At 64.9% G+C, this 14572-nt stretch carries 16 protein-coding genes and 1 tRNA gene; 9 read left to right on the top strand and 8 right to left on the bottom strand.

The features are described 5' to 3' along the window. Positions 1 to 228 (bottom strand): hypothetical protein (locus tag VGH68_RS11060; protein WP_331603660.1); only part of this gene is annotated, 228 nt, incomplete at its 3' end. 82 nt (positions 229 to 310) lie between these two features. Next, positions 311 to 490 (bottom strand): hypothetical protein, encoded by a 180-nt coding sequence (locus VGH68_RS11055; RefSeq protein ID WP_331603659.1) that lies wholly within the window; start codon positions 488 to 490, stop codon positions 311 to 313. A 188-nt stretch (positions 491 to 678) separates the two neighbouring features. On the opposite strand from VGH68_RS11055, the gene VGH68_RS11050 reads away from it, so the two are divergent. Continuing rightward, positions 679 to 846 carry a hypothetical protein gene (locus VGH68_RS11050; RefSeq protein WP_331603658.1) on the top strand — a complete coding sequence of 56 codons (168 nt, stop codon included), beginning with the start codon at positions 679 to 681 and terminating at the stop codon, positions 844 to 846. A 371-nt stretch (positions 847 to 1217) separates the two neighbouring features. On the opposite strand, the gene VGH68_RS11045 is transcribed toward VGH68_RS11050, so the two are convergent. From VGH68_RS11045 to VGH68_RS11025, 5 genes are all read right to left on the bottom strand, one after another. Beyond that, positions 1218 to 2531, bottom strand: coding sequence for an MATE family efflux transporter (locus VGH68_RS11045; RefSeq protein WP_331603664.1), 1314 nt, complete (start codon positions 2529 to 2531; stop codon positions 1218 to 1220). Positions 2532 to 2650: 119 nt separating this feature from the next. After that, positions 2651 to 2959 carry a DUF2288 domain-containing protein gene (locus VGH68_RS11040; protein WP_331603657.1) on the bottom strand — a complete coding sequence of 103 codons (309 nt, stop codon included), beginning with the start codon at positions 2957 to 2959 and terminating at the stop codon, positions 2651 to 2653. A gap of 967 nt (positions 2960 to 3926) precedes the next feature. Beyond that, positions 3927 to 4253 carry a hypothetical protein gene (locus VGH68_RS11035; protein WP_331603656.1) on the bottom strand — a complete coding sequence of 109 codons (327 nt, stop codon included), beginning with the start codon at positions 4251 to 4253 and terminating at the stop codon, positions 3927 to 3929. Positions 4254 to 4471: 218 nt separating this feature from the next. Next, entirely contained in the window at positions 4472 to 5194 is a 723-nt protein-coding gene (locus VGH68_RS11030) for a peptidoglycan DD-metalloendopeptidase family protein (RefSeq protein ID WP_331603655.1), read from the bottom strand. Positions 5195 to 5377: 183 nt separating this feature from the next. Further along, on the bottom strand, positions 5378 to 6286 hold the full coding sequence (locus tag VGH68_RS11025; RefSeq protein WP_331603653.1) for an aldose epimerase: 909 nt from the start codon (positions 6284 to 6286) through the stop codon (positions 5378 to 5380). A gap of 698 nt (positions 6287 to 6984) precedes the next feature. Between VGH68_RS11025 and VGH68_RS11020 the strand changes: the two genes are divergently transcribed. The 4 genes from VGH68_RS11020 (at position 6985) to VGH68_RS11005 (ending at position 10318) form a co-directional block, all read left to right on the top strand. After that, positions 6985 to 7815 (top strand): undecaprenyl-diphosphate phosphatase, encoded by an 831-nt coding sequence (locus VGH68_RS11020; RefSeq protein WP_331603652.1) that lies wholly within the window; start codon positions 6985 to 6987, stop codon positions 7813 to 7815. Positions 7816 to 8024: 209 nt separating this feature from the next. Further along, positions 8025 to 8101 (top strand) — tRNA-Arg (locus VGH68_RS11015). A 503-nt stretch (positions 8102 to 8604) separates the two neighbouring features. Continuing rightward, the gene (locus tag VGH68_RS11010) at positions 8605 to 9087 is read left to right on the top strand and encodes a hypothetical protein (protein ID WP_331603650.1); all 483 of its coding nucleotides are present in this window, start codon (positions 8605 to 8607) and stop codon (positions 9085 to 9087) included. A gap of 124 nt (positions 9088 to 9211) precedes the next feature. Next, positions 9212 to 10318 carry an NADH:flavin oxidoreductase/NADH oxidase gene (locus VGH68_RS11005; protein ID WP_331603649.1) on the top strand — a complete coding sequence of 369 codons (1107 nt, stop codon included), beginning with the start codon at positions 9212 to 9214 and terminating at the stop codon, positions 10316 to 10318. A 254-nt stretch (positions 10319 to 10572) separates the two neighbouring features. On the opposite strand, the gene VGH68_RS11000 is transcribed toward VGH68_RS11005, so the two are convergent. Further along, positions 10573 to 11520 (bottom strand): LysR family transcriptional regulator, encoded by a 948-nt coding sequence (locus tag VGH68_RS11000; protein WP_331603647.1) that lies wholly within the window; start codon positions 11518 to 11520, stop codon positions 10573 to 10575. Between the two features lie 106 nt (positions 11521 to 11626). Here VGH68_RS11000 and VGH68_RS10995 point away from each other — a divergent pair, with 106 nt between their 5' ends. From VGH68_RS10995 to VGH68_RS10980, 4 genes are all read left to right on the top strand, one after another. Continuing rightward, the gene (locus tag VGH68_RS10995) at positions 11627 to 12361 is read left to right on the top strand and encodes an SDR family oxidoreductase (protein WP_331603646.1); all 735 of its coding nucleotides are present in this window, start codon (positions 11627 to 11629) and stop codon (positions 12359 to 12361) included. 72 nt (positions 12362 to 12433) lie between these two features. After that, positions 12434 to 13033, top strand: a complete 600-nt coding sequence (locus VGH68_RS10990) for an NADPH-dependent F420 reductase (protein WP_414696929.1) — start codon at positions 12434 to 12436, stop codon at positions 13031 to 13033. Between the two features lie 189 nt (positions 13034 to 13222). Continuing rightward, positions 13223 to 13639: a nuclear transport factor 2 family protein gene (locus VGH68_RS10985; protein WP_331603645.1), complete on the top strand. Its 417-nt coding sequence runs from the start codon at positions 13223 to 13225 to the stop codon at positions 13637 to 13639. Positions 13640 to 14005: 366 nt separating this feature from the next. Beyond that, positions 14006 to 14557 (top strand): hypothetical protein, encoded by a 552-nt coding sequence (locus VGH68_RS10980; protein ID WP_331603644.1) that lies wholly within the window; start codon positions 14006 to 14008, stop codon positions 14555 to 14557. Positions 14558 to 14572 lie beyond the last annotated feature (15 nt).

Raw genomic sequence — 14572 nt, 5'->3', positions numbered from 1 at the left:
ATGCGCGCGGCGAGCTTCGATCAGCGCGCTCAATGTGATCCGGCTAGCCGGCGCCGATACGATCTTGCGTTGCAGCCCGCAGCCCGCAGCCCGCAGCCCGCAGCCCGCAGCCCGCAGCCCGCAGCCCGCAGCCCGCCGCCCGCCGCCCGCCGCCCGCAGCCGGCGCGCGCTTGTCGCGTTGCCGCCCAGCACCGAGTCGCACTTGTCGGAGCGACATCCGCGCGGCACAGCCGCAGCGTTGGAACGTTCCGCGCCGCGGAACACCAATGCGCGCGCGTGCTCGTGAAGCGCCTCACGACCCGCACCGCTTTCAATGCCGCGGACGCCTCCAGTGCGGCATATGCAAATGCTGATGGCTCAGCCAGTGATGCACGATGCCCTCCCCATCGTGTTCGCGTTTATAGGTTCGCGATTCGAAGAACGACAACGCGACCAGCACGACCAGGCCTATTGCGAGCCCGATCAGACCCGCGACCGATTCGGCGTCCATGGCAGTCTCCTGAAACATGCGAGGATCACCTCATAGTAGGTCAGGTCTTGCGAAATCTCACGAAATGGGAGCAGGTTGCGGCGCGCGACGGCATCGCGGCGCGCGGCTTGCGGGTAGACTCTCGGCGCGCCGGCGGATGTGTATCCGCCAATCGTTCGCCCGACCTTTCGTGCTGGAGACAACTACTGATGATCCGCGTTCTCACCATTGCCTTGCTGCTGTCGGCCGGCGTTGCCGGTTGCGCTGAGCATCCATCTGGCCATCGCGGCGCCCCGCCGCAGGATCCAGCCGACTACCACGGCGTGCCCACCGACGACCGGCCGCCTTCGATGGTGCCGGCGCCCGCCGCGAAGTAACGCAGCGCCCACGCGCAGCGTCATTCGCCGGCGTCGCGTCAGGACGGCCGTGCCACGCACAGCATGATCGACTCGAAGGTGGGGGATTCCGCGAGGGGGGCGACGAGCGGAAAGCGCAGGCAAACCGCGGCAGAAGCGCGCGGAGAACCCGGCAGCACGCGAAGCGCCGGCGCGGGCGGGCCGGCACTTGCGACCCGCGCCAACTGTTCGCGCGGAGAGCGCGGGCCGAAAAGGTCCGCGGGCGCGCGCGACAGGTGGTTAGGTATGCGCGTGTCCCAAGCGGTAACCGGCTGTCCGGAACAACGCGACAGCGAAACGCGGCGCGCGGCTAGCTGCGTCAGTCGCGCCTCGCGCAAACCACAGCGCGCTCGCTACGCGGCGGCGATTCCCCGCGCCACGCGCGGCAGGTAACGGGCCAGCGTAACGCCGCGCGCGGCCATGAACAGCAGCAGCGCGACCCACAGCCCATGATTGCCGTGCAGTGCGAGTAACGGCGACGACGCTGCGACGAACGTCGCCAGCGAGATCACCATCGACACCATCAGCTCGCGCGTGCGCGTGGCGCCGATAAACACGCCGTCGAGCACAAAGCCCCACACGGAGATCACCGGCGACAGCGCTGCCCACGGCAAATAGGTTTCGGCCGCGGCCCGCACGGCGGCCTGATCGGTCAGCTTCCCGATGATCCACCCGCCGGCGCCCCAGTAGACGCCCGCGAAGCCGAGCGCGCCGAGCGCCGACCACAGCGCGGTGACCTTGACCGCGTGCGCGAATGCGTGCCGGTCGCGCGCGCCGATCGCCGCGCCGACGAGCGCTTCGGCCGCGTGCGCGAAGCCGTCGAGTCCGTAGGCCATGAAGGTCTGAAAATTGAGCAGCAGCGCGTTCGCGGCGAACGTCGCGTCGCCTTGCCGCGCGCCCAGATGCGCGAACCAGCCGAACGACGCGAGCAGGCACAGCGTGCGCAAGAAGATGTCGCGATTGAGCACGACCAGCCGTTTGAGCGCGGCGGCATTGAACAACGCGGCGCAGTTCAGCGCGGGCAGACCGCGCGGGCGGCCATGCCATAGCAGAGCGAGGCCGAGCACGAAGCCGAGCGCGTCGGCGGTCGCGGTCGCAGCGCCGATCCCGGCCACGCCCCAATCAAACCCGTACACGTAAAGCAGCACCGCGACGATGTTCGCGCTGTTGATGAACACTTGCGACAACAGCGCGAGCCGCACCCGCTGCGTGCCAAGCAGCCAGCCGAGCACGACATAGTTGGCGAGCGCGAGCGGCGCGGCCCAGATGCGCGCGTGGCAATAGATCCGTGCGTGGTGCTGCACGGCGTCGCTACCACCGATCAGACGCAGCGTGTAGCCGATCAACGGCTGCTGCACCAGCACCACCAACGCACCGATCGCGACCGCCATCAGCAGCGCGCGTACGACGGTGTTGCGCAACTCGTCGCGCTCGCCCGCGCCGTATGCCTGCGCAACGAGGCCGGTGGTGCCCATACGCAAAAAGCCGAAGCCCCAAAACACGCAATTGAAGAACAGCCCGCCGAGCGCGACGCCGCCGAGATACGACGCATCGGCCAGATGGCCGGCGACGGCGGTATCGACCGCGCCGAGGATCGGCTGCGTCAGATTGGCGAGGACGATTGGAAACGCCAGCGTCAGCACACGGCGATGCCAGCGCTGCGGCAGCGCGCGCGCGTTGGCGGCGTTGCCGGAGGCTGCGTCGTCGACTTCGGGCGCCCCCGCTTCCGGGGTCCCGGCGTCGGGCGTCCCGGCTTCTGGCGTCCCGGCTTCGGACGCGGCGTCGCTCAAGAGCGCTCCTGCACGCAGACCCACGGGGATACGACCACCGCCCACAGTTCGGGGTCGCGCGCGGCGAAGTCGGCGGCGGTGTCCGACTGCACGCGCTCGACGAGGCCCGCGGATAACCATTGGGTGACCTGCGCGGTGTCATCGCTGGCGATCGCTTCGGCGACACTGACCAGGTCGAGGTCGCGCGCGACCCGCAGCAGCATGCCGCGCGCAAAAAAGCGTTCGAGTTCGCTCCAGCCGATCCTGGCGGTTTCGCCGAGCAGTTTCGCGTACAGCGGGCTCTGGGGGGTGTCGTTCGAAGTCATCGTAAGCGGGGGACGAGCGGGGCCGTCACTATAAACCATCGGTGTGGGCCGCCGGTGCGCGTGCGGCTGGGCGAATCCCTTCGGCGGTCTTGGTACAACCGCCGGGGCTGGATCCGATTTTGAACCTTCGGTTCGGCGGATTCAACGCAGGCCCGTGACGTCGCCGCTCGATACGCACGCCGCGTTCGCGTCCGATCACATGGATTCCCATTCGAATAACGATTAATAATTTGTCGGCTGAATGGGGTGATTATTGTTTCGCCATTCGCGAATTTTTACGGGATGAAATTAATCGCGATTCGCGGGTGCCTGCATATTAATCGTTACGTGCGGTGCCGCACCAAGTTTATAGCCGCGAGAAGAATCTGCTTTGGGCTTAACGCATTAGTGGAAATCGGCCAAACCGATTTTCTCCGGCAAATCGAAAGCGGTTCGGCAGACCCCGCCATCGCATTGACCGGTGCGCCGTTCACGAATCGAGTTCACATTTTTATCGCAAATCGGTTTGTAGTCACGCGGCGTATTTGGCCGGGCGCGTTCCGACATTTTCGATTCACGAATTGCGGAATCGGTACGGCGTGTAACACTGACCGTGAAATTAATGCATTGCGCTCGTAATTGGGGATTGATAGATTTCGTTCTGGCGCATGGTGAACCGGTCCTTTGCCGATATGCGCCGAACCCCCGTTAGCCCGGCCCTCGTGCCGGGCTTTTTTTTAGCAGATCGACTCGGCCTTTTGGCTGGCGTTGAAAACGTTCACCGCGGATTCATACGTACGCCGCATCATGGCGGATCACTTCTCGTCGCGCGGCTCATGAGCTGGTTGATCATCTTTCTCGGTGTCTGGCCGATCGCGCTTGCGTTGCTGCTGAGCTTTGCCGTGCGCATCGACCCGAACTCCGGGCACTGGCGCCGCCGCGAGGCGGCCAGGTTCGCCCGGTACGACGCGTCGCGGCGGTACGGCCGCTACTGCTTGCAGCGAACCACCATCGACCGGTTCTTGACGTTCGCGCCGAAAATGCCGCCGATCGAGCCGCCCGAGGTCGCGCCATTGTCGACGTCTTTCGATACCACGTCATAGCCGTAATTGCCGCAGACTTCCCCGGCGCGCTTGTAGCATTCGCCCCAGCTCGTGCTCGCGTCGCTGCCGCTGCAGTTGATCGCGAAGCCGGTCTCGCCGCTCGGCAGATAGGTCATCGTGGTGGTGCTCGAGCAGCCGCCGAGGCTGCCGAGTGTCAATAGACCGACACCGATCACTGCAGCCGTCGCGACGCTCGACAATGCGCTCTTCATTTCAGGTTCCTTGCGATAACGGGAAGGGCGTGGCGCGAAGCCGCGCCGCCTCGAATTGAGCGTTTATAGCACGCGCGGTTCCCCCGCCCGGTTTGCGGGGTGGGGTGGCAGCGCCCGCTTCGGCGCTCTGGCCTGGCAGGCCAGCGACGCGCGAAGACCTCGCGCGCGGCTATCCGCAAGCGGATACGCGGGGCTCGCGCCGCCCGTCCCACGTACGCCTAGCGTGGCGGCAGTGCCTTCGACGGATCGATCGAGCGGCCCTGATAGCGCAACTCGAAATGCAGCATCACGCGATCGGTGTCGGTGTCACCCATTTCGGCGATTTTCTGTCCACGTTTGACTGACTCGCCTTCCTTCACGAGCAGCACGCGGTTGTGCGCGTAAGCGGTCAGATAGTCGGCGTTGTGCTTGACGATCAGTAGATTGCCGTAGCCGCGCAAGCCGTTGCCCGCGTAGACGACCGTGCCCGCCGCGGCCGCGACGACCGGCGTGCCGGCCGAACCCGCAATGTCGATGCCCTTCGAACTGCCGCCGTCGAAGCCCCGGAGCAGGGTGCCGTCGGCCGGCCATACGAGCGAGATCGACGCGGGTGCGGTGGCCGGGGTGTTGTCCGCGGGCGCCGGACGCGGTGTGGCGGACGCGCTCGCGCCGCTGCCGCCACCGCCGCTGCCGCCGCTTCTAAGCGTGCCGCTAGTCGACGCCGCGCCGGCGGGCGGCGCGACGCGCAGCACCTGCCCGACCTCGATGCTGTCGGGATTGGTGAGGCGGTTCCAGCGCGCGATACTCTGCACCGATTGCCGGTTCTGGCGCGCGATCTTCGACAGCGTATCGCCCCGTTCGACCCGGTAGTACCCCGGCCCCACCGGCGCCGACCCGCACGCGGCGAGCAGCGCGAGCAACGCGGCGCAGCCGAGTCGCTTCATTCTTGTTGTTTCCAGCATTGGACCTCGCAAAGCGCTGCCGCGCGCCGATCCCGATCACGCGGTAGAAGAGACAAAGCGTGCGATTCTAACGGTTTTGCGTTGCAGCACGCGAATCCGGCGGCTGCGCATCGATGCCGCTGGCCATAAGGGCCAGCGACGCAGATCAGCGTCGCAGATCTGCGTCGCACGCAGCCAGCCCTATCAGCGCGTCGTCTCGACGGTAATCCGCAGTGCCGCCGTCTCGGTTTTGCCCGGCTCGAGCCAGCGCAAACCCCGGCCGTTATGAATCGCGTCCGGCAATCCGAGCCACGGCTCCACGCAGTAGAAGTCCGATTCGGGTTTCTCGGTCCACGTCGTCACCGCGTACCACGGCACCGAGCCGGGCCGGCGCAGATCGATCGTGATCACGCGCCCGATGCCCGGCGCGACCAGTCGCACCGGCCGCTCTGGTGCGCTCGTCAGGCAGTGGAAACGGTCGAGGATGCGCGTCTCGTCGAGTGCATAGCTCGGCTCGCCCGGTTCCGCGGCGCTGATCGAGCCGTCGTCCTGCTGATGACATCGCTCGGTGCGCGGCAGCTCGATCGTGGTCTGGCCGCGCTGCGTATGCGGCAGCGTGAAATAGAAGTGATGGCCGGCGTAGTACGGCAGCGGCGTGTCGCCGGTATTCGTGGTGGTCAGTGTCACGTCGAGCGTGCGCGCGTCGGCGAGCGTGTATGCGGCCTCGAAACGGAAGCCGAACGGATAGGCCGCGCGAGTCGCGTCGCTGTCGGTCAGCACCATCCTGAGGCCCGCGCCGTGCACGTCGGCGTGCGCGTCGAACGGCAGATCGCGTGCGAAGCCGTGCATCGGCAGCTCGCGCACGGCGCCCCGCGCGTCGCGCCAGTAACCGATCTTGCCGTCGACGCGATGGCGGCCGAGAAACGGAAACAGCAGCGGATTGCCGCCGCGAATCCGCGCGGGCACGCTCCAGTCGGCGTGCTCCGGCCAGTGAATCACCTCTTCGCCGTCGATCGTCCACGACAGCAGACGGCCGCCGGCTTGCGGCGAAAAGCGAAGCACGGAGTTGTCCAGATCGATCTCGAGAATGTCCTGTTCCGGGGAGAGAGGCATGATGGCTGAGCAGCTGGAAGAAAGTTGAGGGGCGCGCCGGCTGAACCGGCAACGCGCAGCGCCGCGTGTTCTGCCGGCGCATCGCGCAGCGCTGGCGGCACGCGCCGCCGCGCGCGGCGAATCGCGATTTTGCGCCGCTTTGCGCTACGGGGAAACCCTTCTCGGGAAATTGCGGGGTCAGCAAAACGACAACCTTAGCGATAATCTGCCAGATCGTCCGGTGTGTACAGCAGCCGGGCGCGACCCGCTCAGGAGGGCGTTATGGATCTCGCAATGGCAATGGGCGTAGGCTTGTTCGGAATCTTCACCGCAAGCACGTACTACTTCTTTCACTCGCTCAAACGCTGATTCCAGCGAGCCGTCCCGCTTTGCGCCGCAACCGGCGCTGTCGCCCGCCGCGGCAGCGACCCGCTTCGATCCACGTCGATGCGCCCGCGGGTCTCGCGTCACACCGCTCCGATCGCTTCGCGCTTTCCGGTCGATCGATGAGCGTCATCGCTATCGCAGCGCAGTCCATCTCTTTTTGCTCGCGTCACAACGGTCTCGAGTTGTGACGCGGCGCGTCAATATTTAGGCGAATGCGGCCCAGACGCTTGGCGCTGTCATCACAGCCAGGCATAATTCGGTGCGTTTTTGACGTGCCGCTCCTGTCGTTTGTGCGGCGCAGTTCCTGACATTTTCTTTACAAGGGCCGCCGCGTGAACCTGTCGTTTCTGATTTTCCTGAGCGTGCTACAGGGCGTCACCGAACTGTTCCCGGTCAGCAGTCTTGGTCACACGCTACTCGTGCCCGCGCTGTTCGGCATGCATATCGACAAGCACGCGCCGCAGTTGCTGCCGTTCCTCGTTGCGCTTCATCTGGGCACCGCATTTGCGCTGCTGTGGTACTTCCGCGAGCGCTGGTGCTCGCTCGTGCGCGGCTTGTTCGCATCGCTCGGCGGCCGCCGCAACGACGACGGCCACATGATGTGGGCGCTCATCATCGGCACGATTCCCGCGGGTCTCGTCGGTCTGCTGCTGGAAAAGCGCCTCGAGCGGATTTTCCATGACCTGCGTATCGTCGCGATCGCGCTGATCGTCAATGGCGTGCTGCTGTGGCTCGGCGATCGCCTGCAACGCGCGCGCGCGCATCAGGCGCCGGAGAAGATGACGTTGCGCACGGCGTTTTTCGTCGGTCTCGCGCAGATCGGCGCGTTGATTCCGGGCTTCTCGCGCAGCGGTCTGACGATGATCGCCGGCAATGCCGCCGGCCTCACCGCGGAAAGAGCCGCCGAGTTCTCGTTTCTGCTCGGCACGCCCATCATCTTCGCGGCCGGCGTGCTCGAGCTGCCCAAGCTGCTGCATGCGCCGGGCCAGCTCGCCGACGCGGCGCTCGGCGGCGTGCTGACCGCGATCGCCGCGTATCTGAGCGTGCGTTTTCTGATGCGCTATTTCGAAGGACGCGGCCGTCTTGCGTCGTTCGGCATGTACTGTGCGATCGCGGGGGTTCTGTTCCTCGGCTGGTTCATGCTGCATCCGCAGCCGGTCTGATGGCGCGGGGTGCGCGCTGTCTTGCGTTGAAAGCGATCGGTTATAATCCGGCCCCGGCGCGCGTGGCCGGCGCGAGGCTCGCGAGGCTCGCGCGGCGCCCGGCGAGGCCCGTGAAATTCGCGGTCTGCTGTTTGGTCAGTTAGAATTTCGGTCTGTCGGGAATCCGGTGGCTTCGGTCGCAGCGTGTTGCCACGCGGATCTCGATCGATACGGCAGTAGCTCAGCTGGATAGAGCATCGGCCTTCTAAGCCGAGGGTCGGGGGTTCGAGCCCCTCCTGCCGTACCAACGAATGCAAACGCCTAGCCCAGCCTTAACCGGCTGGGCTTTTTGTTTTCTGGAGCCATGTAGTCGCTGCAGCATGAGTCCCGCGTTCGTCCAGGTATCGCTTTCCAACCAAAAGTTCTTCGCGGACTGCTGCAGTGTGGCCGCTATCGAGGCTCTGCCGTCCTTCCCCAACACGGACGTTTGCACCCGGCTCCAAGTGCCTCGATGGCATGGAACTGGCATCGAACTCCGCCCGCGTCGACCCGCTTCGAAAAGCTTCCGGTAGACGCTTACCGTTTGTCCAGACAGTTGCAGCGCTCGTAATTCGTACGTCGGTGCCGCGCGCTCACGAAGCAAGGGCCGTTTTGAGACAACGGAATGACGCTTGCTTGGCCAGCGCATCCTCGTTGCGCACGCTGCGGCAGTGGACGCGGTGAACGAGGGATGGACACGCCCAACTCGCGAGCGACTGGCTGCGCCGCGCGCGATTGCTGACGTAATGCGCCTGTCTTCGAGGGGACATCTTGAACGCTCGCATCACGGTCCCAGCCGCAGCATCCGTCGCGATACCGGGCGATCCCGGAAGAGTCCGCTGCGTGGTCGCAAATGAATCCGGCGATGCCGCGCACGTCATCGCAAGCGCGTACGAGATCAAATTCGCGATGATCGGCGCGCGCCATTCGCTACCTCGCGAAGGGTGGGGATATGCGACGACGACTGCGATAGCGCCCGGCACCGAGCTGCCTGGCCGGAGCGAATTGTGGTTCACGCTCGACGCGCCGGAACGGGCCACGTTCGGCGGGGTGATATCGGCGCGGTGTCCTCCGGCATCGGAGGCTCAATGTTATTTTGCGGGCCGAATCCTGTATCGAACGGATAACAATGGGCTGACCGAGACCGCATTCCATCGACGCCTGTCTTACGCGGATATGACGTTCTCTCTAGTCGATCCCGCCGACGAGGACCTCAACTACGACGCACGGCCGCTCTTTCCTTCCCGCCTTTGAGCCGGCAGTTCTTGTTGTAGCAGCAGAGCCGGTGGCGTGCTCGCGCGTCGAGGGGTACGCGGGTTGCTGTGGAGTCGGGAGCAAAAACCCGGTGCAGTGATAAGCGCAACCAGAAGGAGTCCTCGTGTCCCAGCCCGCCCTGTTTCAACCCGCGCGCGTCGGCCAGCTGACGCTCGCGAACCGGATCGTGATTGCGCCGATGTGCCAGTATTCGGCCGAGAACGGCTGCATGAACGACTGGCATCTGATTCATCTCGGCCAGCTTGCGCTATCCGGCGCCGCATTGTTGACGATCGAAGCGACGGCCGTGCTTCCCGAAGGCCGCATTACCTACGCCGATGTCGGTCTTTGGGACGACGCCACGCAAGTGGCGCTCGCTCGCGTGCTGGAAGGCGTGCGCCGCTGGTCGGACATGCCGGTGGCTATCCAGTTGAGCCACGCCGGGCGCAAGGCATCGGCCGACGTCCCATGGGAAGGCGGTGCGCAGATCGCGCCCGGTGACGCCCATGGTTGGCAGACGGTCGCACCATCGAACCTGCCCTATGAGAACGGCGAAAACCCGCCGACCGCGCTCGACAAGTCGGGCCTCGCCAAGATCCGCGATGCGTTCGCCCGGTCTGCCGAGCGTGCGGCGCGGCTCGGCATCGATCTGATCCAGCTTCACGTGGCGCACGGCTACCTGCTGCATCAGTTTCTGTCACCGCTTTCAAACCAGCGCGATGACGAATACGGTGGCTCGCTCGCGAACCGGATGCGCTTTCCCCTCGAAGTGTTCGACGCGGTACGCGCCGCGTTCCCCGCCGAGCGTCCCGTGACGGTGCGTGTATCGGCAACGGACTGGGTCGATCGCGGGTGGGACCTGGAGCAGACCATTGCGTTCGCCGAAGCGCTGCAAGCGCGCGGCTGTGACGCGATACATGTTTCGAGCGGCGGGTTGCATCCGTCGCAGAACATCCCTGTCGGCCCGAGCTATCAGGTGCCGCTCGCGCGCGCGGTGAAACAGGCCGTGACGATGCCCGTGGTTGCGGTGGGGCTGATCACCGCCATCGAGCAGGCCGAAGCGATCGTCGGTACAGGAGATGCGGACATGGTCGCGATCGCCCGCACCGCGCTGTACGATCCGCGCTGGCCATGGCATGCGGCGGCGGAACTCGGCGCGCAGGTGCGTGCGCCGAAACAGTATCTACGTTCGCAGCCGCATCAGTACAGACATCTGTTCGAAGAAGATTGAGCATTGCGACGCGCTGGAGCTTCGACGCTGTGATGAACCCGCGCGCCGTGCGTGCCGCATAGCGTCGCTTTATCGAGCGACACACGAAAGATTGAGGACAGGGCCCATTACGCGCGTGCCGCGCTGCCTGATCATTCCAGGCAGCAGAGCACTGTGCGATAACTCGGGATCGAAGTTGACGACGCGCTGGCAATCTCCGGGCAAAGCAGATGTAGCGCAGCCGCTGCGGGCTGTTGCTCACGCGTAGCGGCCCTTCACGCTTTTTTGCCTGCGCGTGAGACGGCACGCTTGCTGGCACCGTTCGAAAAGCGATGACGATTGCCGAGGAGCGCAACCAGCCGCGTCTCGCATTCAGAAAACGAGTACCCGCGCCGCTGCGAGATCATGAACGTGAGGGCGCGCATGTGCCATGCGCGCCGTTGGAGTTCGACAAGTGTTCCGTTCGCGAGGTCTTCCGCAACCACATGATGCGGCATGTGCCCCCAGCATAAGCTGCCCCTGAGCAAATCGTGCTTCGCGCCGAGGTCATTCACCAGCCACTGGCGTTCACCGGCGACCCCCTGTTGTGTCTTTTCCGCATCAGGCTGATTGTCGGTTACGACGAGCTGGATGTGCCGGCCAAATTCCTCCCGCGGGATCGGCCCCGCGATTGCGGCCAGCGGATGCGATGGCGCACAGACGGTCACCATTTGCGCTTCACATAAATGCTGCCTTTCTATGGTGCCCGGGCTCAGCTCCGGCACGTCGGTGATCGTCACCGCCAATGCGCAAGTGCCTTCGAGAACCAGGCGCTCGCCGCCTTGCATGGTCGTCATGCGCAGATTGATTGCAACGGTTGGAAAGTCCGACTGCAGCCTGCGCAGGCATTCAATCAGGTGCGCACGCGGAAAATAGGTATCCACGGCAATCGAGACCTGGGGCACCCCGGCTTCAGCAATCGCAACCGCGCGCATCTTCATTTCCTCGGTGCGTGAGATCACCCCACGAGCATCAGGCAGGAGGCTCCGGCCCGCGGCGGTAAGCGTCGCTTTGCGAGTGTTGCGCTCGAACAGCGCGACGTCAAAGGCACTTTCGAGCGCGCTGATCGCGTGACTGACCGCCGACTGTGCACGCCTTAACTCCCGTGCAGCCCCGGAAAAGCTCCCCTGATCGCATACGGCGACGAAGGCACGAAGTTGATTGATGGTGACGTTGTCGAGCATAGCTATCTAAAAAGTAGATGGTACCTATAGATATTCAGTCAATTGGTTTCATGGATCAAGGGGTCCACAATTGCATTTCTCGCTTTTGCTTCGAAGGATGCATGACATGAACAGACTGAATGGAAAGACCGCCGTGATTACCGGTGGCGCTACCGGCATCGGCCGCGCCGCAGCAAAGCGCTTCATCGAGGAAGGCGCCTTCGTCTTCATCTTCGGCCGCCGGCAGCAAGCGCTCGACGCCGCCGTGGCCGACCTCGGGCCCAACGCGCGTGCAGTGAAGGGCTCCGTCTCGGATGAGGCCGACCTCGACCGACTCTACGCGGCGGTGAAGGCCGAGCGCGGAACCCTCGACATCGTCTTCGCCAATGCCGGGGCGGGAAGCCCGCTGCCGCTCGGCAAGATCACCGCCGAGCACATCGACGAAACCTTCGACACCAATGTGAAGGGCACGATCTTCACGGTCCAGAAGGGGCTGGCGCTGATGGGTAAGGGCGGTTCGATCATCCTGACCGGATCGAGCGCCGGCACCACCGGCGCTCCCGCATTCAGCGCTTACAGCGCGAGCAAGGCGGCAGTGCGCAACCTCGCGCGGACCTGGGCGGAGGACCTGAAGGGCACCGGCATCCGGGTCAACGTGCTGTCGCCCGGGGCGACGGCGACCGAACTCGCGAAGCAAGCGCTAGGCGAGGAGGGCCAGAAGGCCTTCGCCGCGCTGACTCCGCTGCAACGCATGGCCGATCCGGCGGAGATTGGGGCCGTGGCCGCCTTTCTCGCGTCGTTGGACAGCAGCTTCATGACCGCCAGCGAAGTCGCCGTCGACGGCGGCCTTGCGCAACTCTGACAGGCTACGCCCGCCGGTCCCTCCGGTTCGATATTCGGAGCCCGCAGGGCGCTGCGCACCAAAGGAAAACGTATGAGCTATGCAATTATCGGCTTCGGCAAGATCGGCCAGGCGCTTGCCAAGGCGTTTGCCCGAACAGGCATCGAAGTATCCGTTGCAACCACTCGCGACCCGGAAAGCTTTGCATCGGCTGCAGCCGCGATCGGACCCGGGATTATTCCCAAAAAACTCGCGGAAGCGGTCAAGGCGGACATCATCTTTCTGGCAGTCCGTTTCGAGTCACACCAGGATGTCGCGAAGGCGCTGCCCACCTGGCAGGGGAAGACCATCGTCGATGTCACCAATGCGTACGGCGTGCCGCCTGAGGAACTGGATGGACAACCTTCTTCCCGGGCCGTCGCACAGGCCTTCACGGGTGGAAGACTGGTTAAGGGCTTCAATCATCTGGGCGCTGCCGTCCTGGAGCAGGATCCGGCCGTACACGGTGGCAAGAGGGTCGTTTTCCTGGCGAGCGACGATGACGGCGCCGCAGAGGAGATCGGGAAGCTTGCGGAAAAGCTCGGTTTCGCGCCGGTCAAACTTGGCGGACTTTCGGAAGGTGGGCTGCTTGTGCAGGCGCGCGGAAATAGTTGGGGCCGGCTGATCTTCAAGGACCTGGTCAAGTTCGACTGATGAGTCGTGCTCGCAAATTTCGATGCGATCCCGCCGCGTGGACAAAGGGTCGACCACAGTTTGATTGAAGCGAGCGCGGCGCCGGCGGTGAGCCGTGCTCCGCTCATCTGGCGTTACGTCCTCGCGGCAAATCCACAAGGGAGCCGGTTAGATCGGACACGATCCGATAAAAGGAAATGGAGAGATTCGATGAGCACCGAAGAGAATATCCAGATCGTGAAGAACTTCTTTGCGGCGATCGGCAGCGGCGATAAGCAAGGTGTGCTGGCGCTGGTTGCCGAAGATATTGAGTGGATCATTCCGGGCGAAGACTGGCCGCTCGCCGGCACGCACCGCGGGCACGCGGCATTGGTGAAAGTGCTTCAGAAGGCTTCCGACGAGGTGGGAACGACGTATCCGACGCCTCCCGAATTCGTGGCGCAGGGAGACCGGGTTCTCGTCGTCGGCGTCGCCATTGGGAAAATCAAGGCCACGAACAGGACGTTCAAGGACGACTGGGTATTCGCCATTACCGTTCGAAATGGCAAATTGACGAATATCCGGGAATATATCGACACGCAAGCATTGGCGCAGGCCTCCGGGACCGACGCGAGCCCCGAGCCCTGAACGATCGGGATCGATACCACCCACGTCGAACTCGCCGCCTGAATGTCGCGGCGCAGCGACGGCGAAGCGGCTGCCGACTTTCGCAGCAGGCTTGCATCCTGATGCGCCCACCGCGCAACTAGCAATCCCGCGGCCCCGGCCACCCGAAAACTACAACCAGTGACTTGCCGCTTTGCAACCGCTGCGCACAGGCTATGTGTCCGCAAATCGCCGTTCGCGGGTACGCCGGTTGCGGCGCTCAAGCCCGAGGCAACTGTTCTCGCTGCAATCTCCTGGCAGCGATCCTCCGGCGGTATTTATCCACGCGGCCCGATCAGCGGAAAAGCGCCATGCGCATCTTCGTCGGGCCTTTGACGAGGGGAAGACATGAATTCTCATTCCGGGTCGGACCAACGGAACGCTGGGCGTCTGCAGCAACGGCTGCCGCAGCCCGATGCCATCGCGCGCGGACTGGGCTGGTTCAGCATTGCGCTCGGACTCGCGCAGATCGTCGCCCCCCGCGCGATGGCGCGCGCCGCCGGGGTGAGCGCTGGGGCGGGTACGATGCGTCTGTATGGACTGCGCGAGCTGGCTTGCGGCGTCGGTGTGCTGGCGCTGCGCAATCCGCGGCCCTTCCTGTGGGCCAGGGTGGGCGGCGATGCGCTCGATCTCGGCACGCTTGCGTTGTCGCCGAGGCTCGATGCGCGCGGCCGGGTGCGAGCCAAGCGCGCCGCCGTCAACGTCGCGTGCATCGCCGCGCTCGACGTGTATGCCGCGAGCTCGGCGACCGGCCCGCGCAGTACGCCGCCCGTCGACTATAGCGACCGCTCCGGCTTCCCGCGACCGCCCGCCGACATGCGCGGCGCAGCGCTAGCGGACTTCCAGATGCCGCGCGACATGCGCACGCCCGACGCACTCGCGTCTTACACCCGGCAGTAAGCGCCCCACCGGCGC

It is taken from the genome of Paraburkholderia sp., assembly GCF_036488505.1.
Taxonomy (GTDB): domain Bacteria; phylum Pseudomonadota; class Gammaproteobacteria; order Burkholderiales; family Burkholderiaceae; genus Paraburkholderia.
Note: the sequence above shows the minus strand (reverse complement) of the source record. Positions and strands in the feature narration are given on the sequence as shown.

What these genes read in the sequence shown, in the direction of transcription:
- VGH68_RS10980 (WP_331603644.1), top strand. Translation starts at nt 14,006, where the DNA reads ATGAATTCTCATTCCGGGTCGGACCAACGGAACGCTGGGCGTCTGCAG.
- VGH68_RS11025 (WP_331603653.1), bottom strand. Translation starts at nt 6,286, where the DNA reads ATGCCTCTCTCCCCGGAACAGGACATTCTCGAGATCGATCTGGACAAC.
- VGH68_RS11000 (WP_331603647.1), bottom strand. Translation starts at nt 11,520, where the DNA reads ATGCTCGACAACGTCACCATCAATCAACTTCGTGCCTTCGTCGCCGTA.
- VGH68_RS11035 (WP_331603656.1), bottom strand. Translation starts at nt 4,253, where the DNA reads ATGAAGAGCGCATTGTCGAGCGTCGCGACGGCTGCAGTGATCGGTGTC.
- VGH68_RS10990 (WP_414696929.1), top strand. Translation starts at nt 12,434, where the DNA reads ATGAGCTATGCAATTATCGGCTTCGGCAAGATCGGCCAGGCGCTTGCC.
- VGH68_RS10995 (WP_331603646.1), top strand. Translation starts at nt 11,627, where the DNA reads ATGAACAGACTGAATGGAAAGACCGCCGTGATTACCGGTGGCGCTACC.
- VGH68_RS11030 (WP_331603655.1), bottom strand. Translation starts at nt 5,194, where the DNA reads ATGCTGGAAACAACAAGAATGAAGCGACTCGGCTGCGCCGCGTTGCTC.
- VGH68_RS11055 (WP_331603659.1), bottom strand. Translation starts at nt 490, where the DNA reads ATGGACGCCGAATCGGTCGCGGGTCTGATCGGGCTCGCAATAGGCCTG.
- VGH68_RS10985 (WP_331603645.1), top strand. Translation starts at nt 13,223, where the DNA reads ATGAGCACCGAAGAGAATATCCAGATCGTGAAGAACTTCTTTGCGGCG.
- VGH68_RS11050 (WP_331603658.1), top strand. Translation starts at nt 679, where the DNA reads ATGATCCGCGTTCTCACCATTGCCTTGCTGCTGTCGGCCGGCGTTGCC.
- VGH68_RS11040 (WP_331603657.1), bottom strand. Translation starts at nt 2,959, where the DNA reads ATGACTTCGAACGACACCCCCCAGAGCCCGCTGTACGCGAAACTGCTC.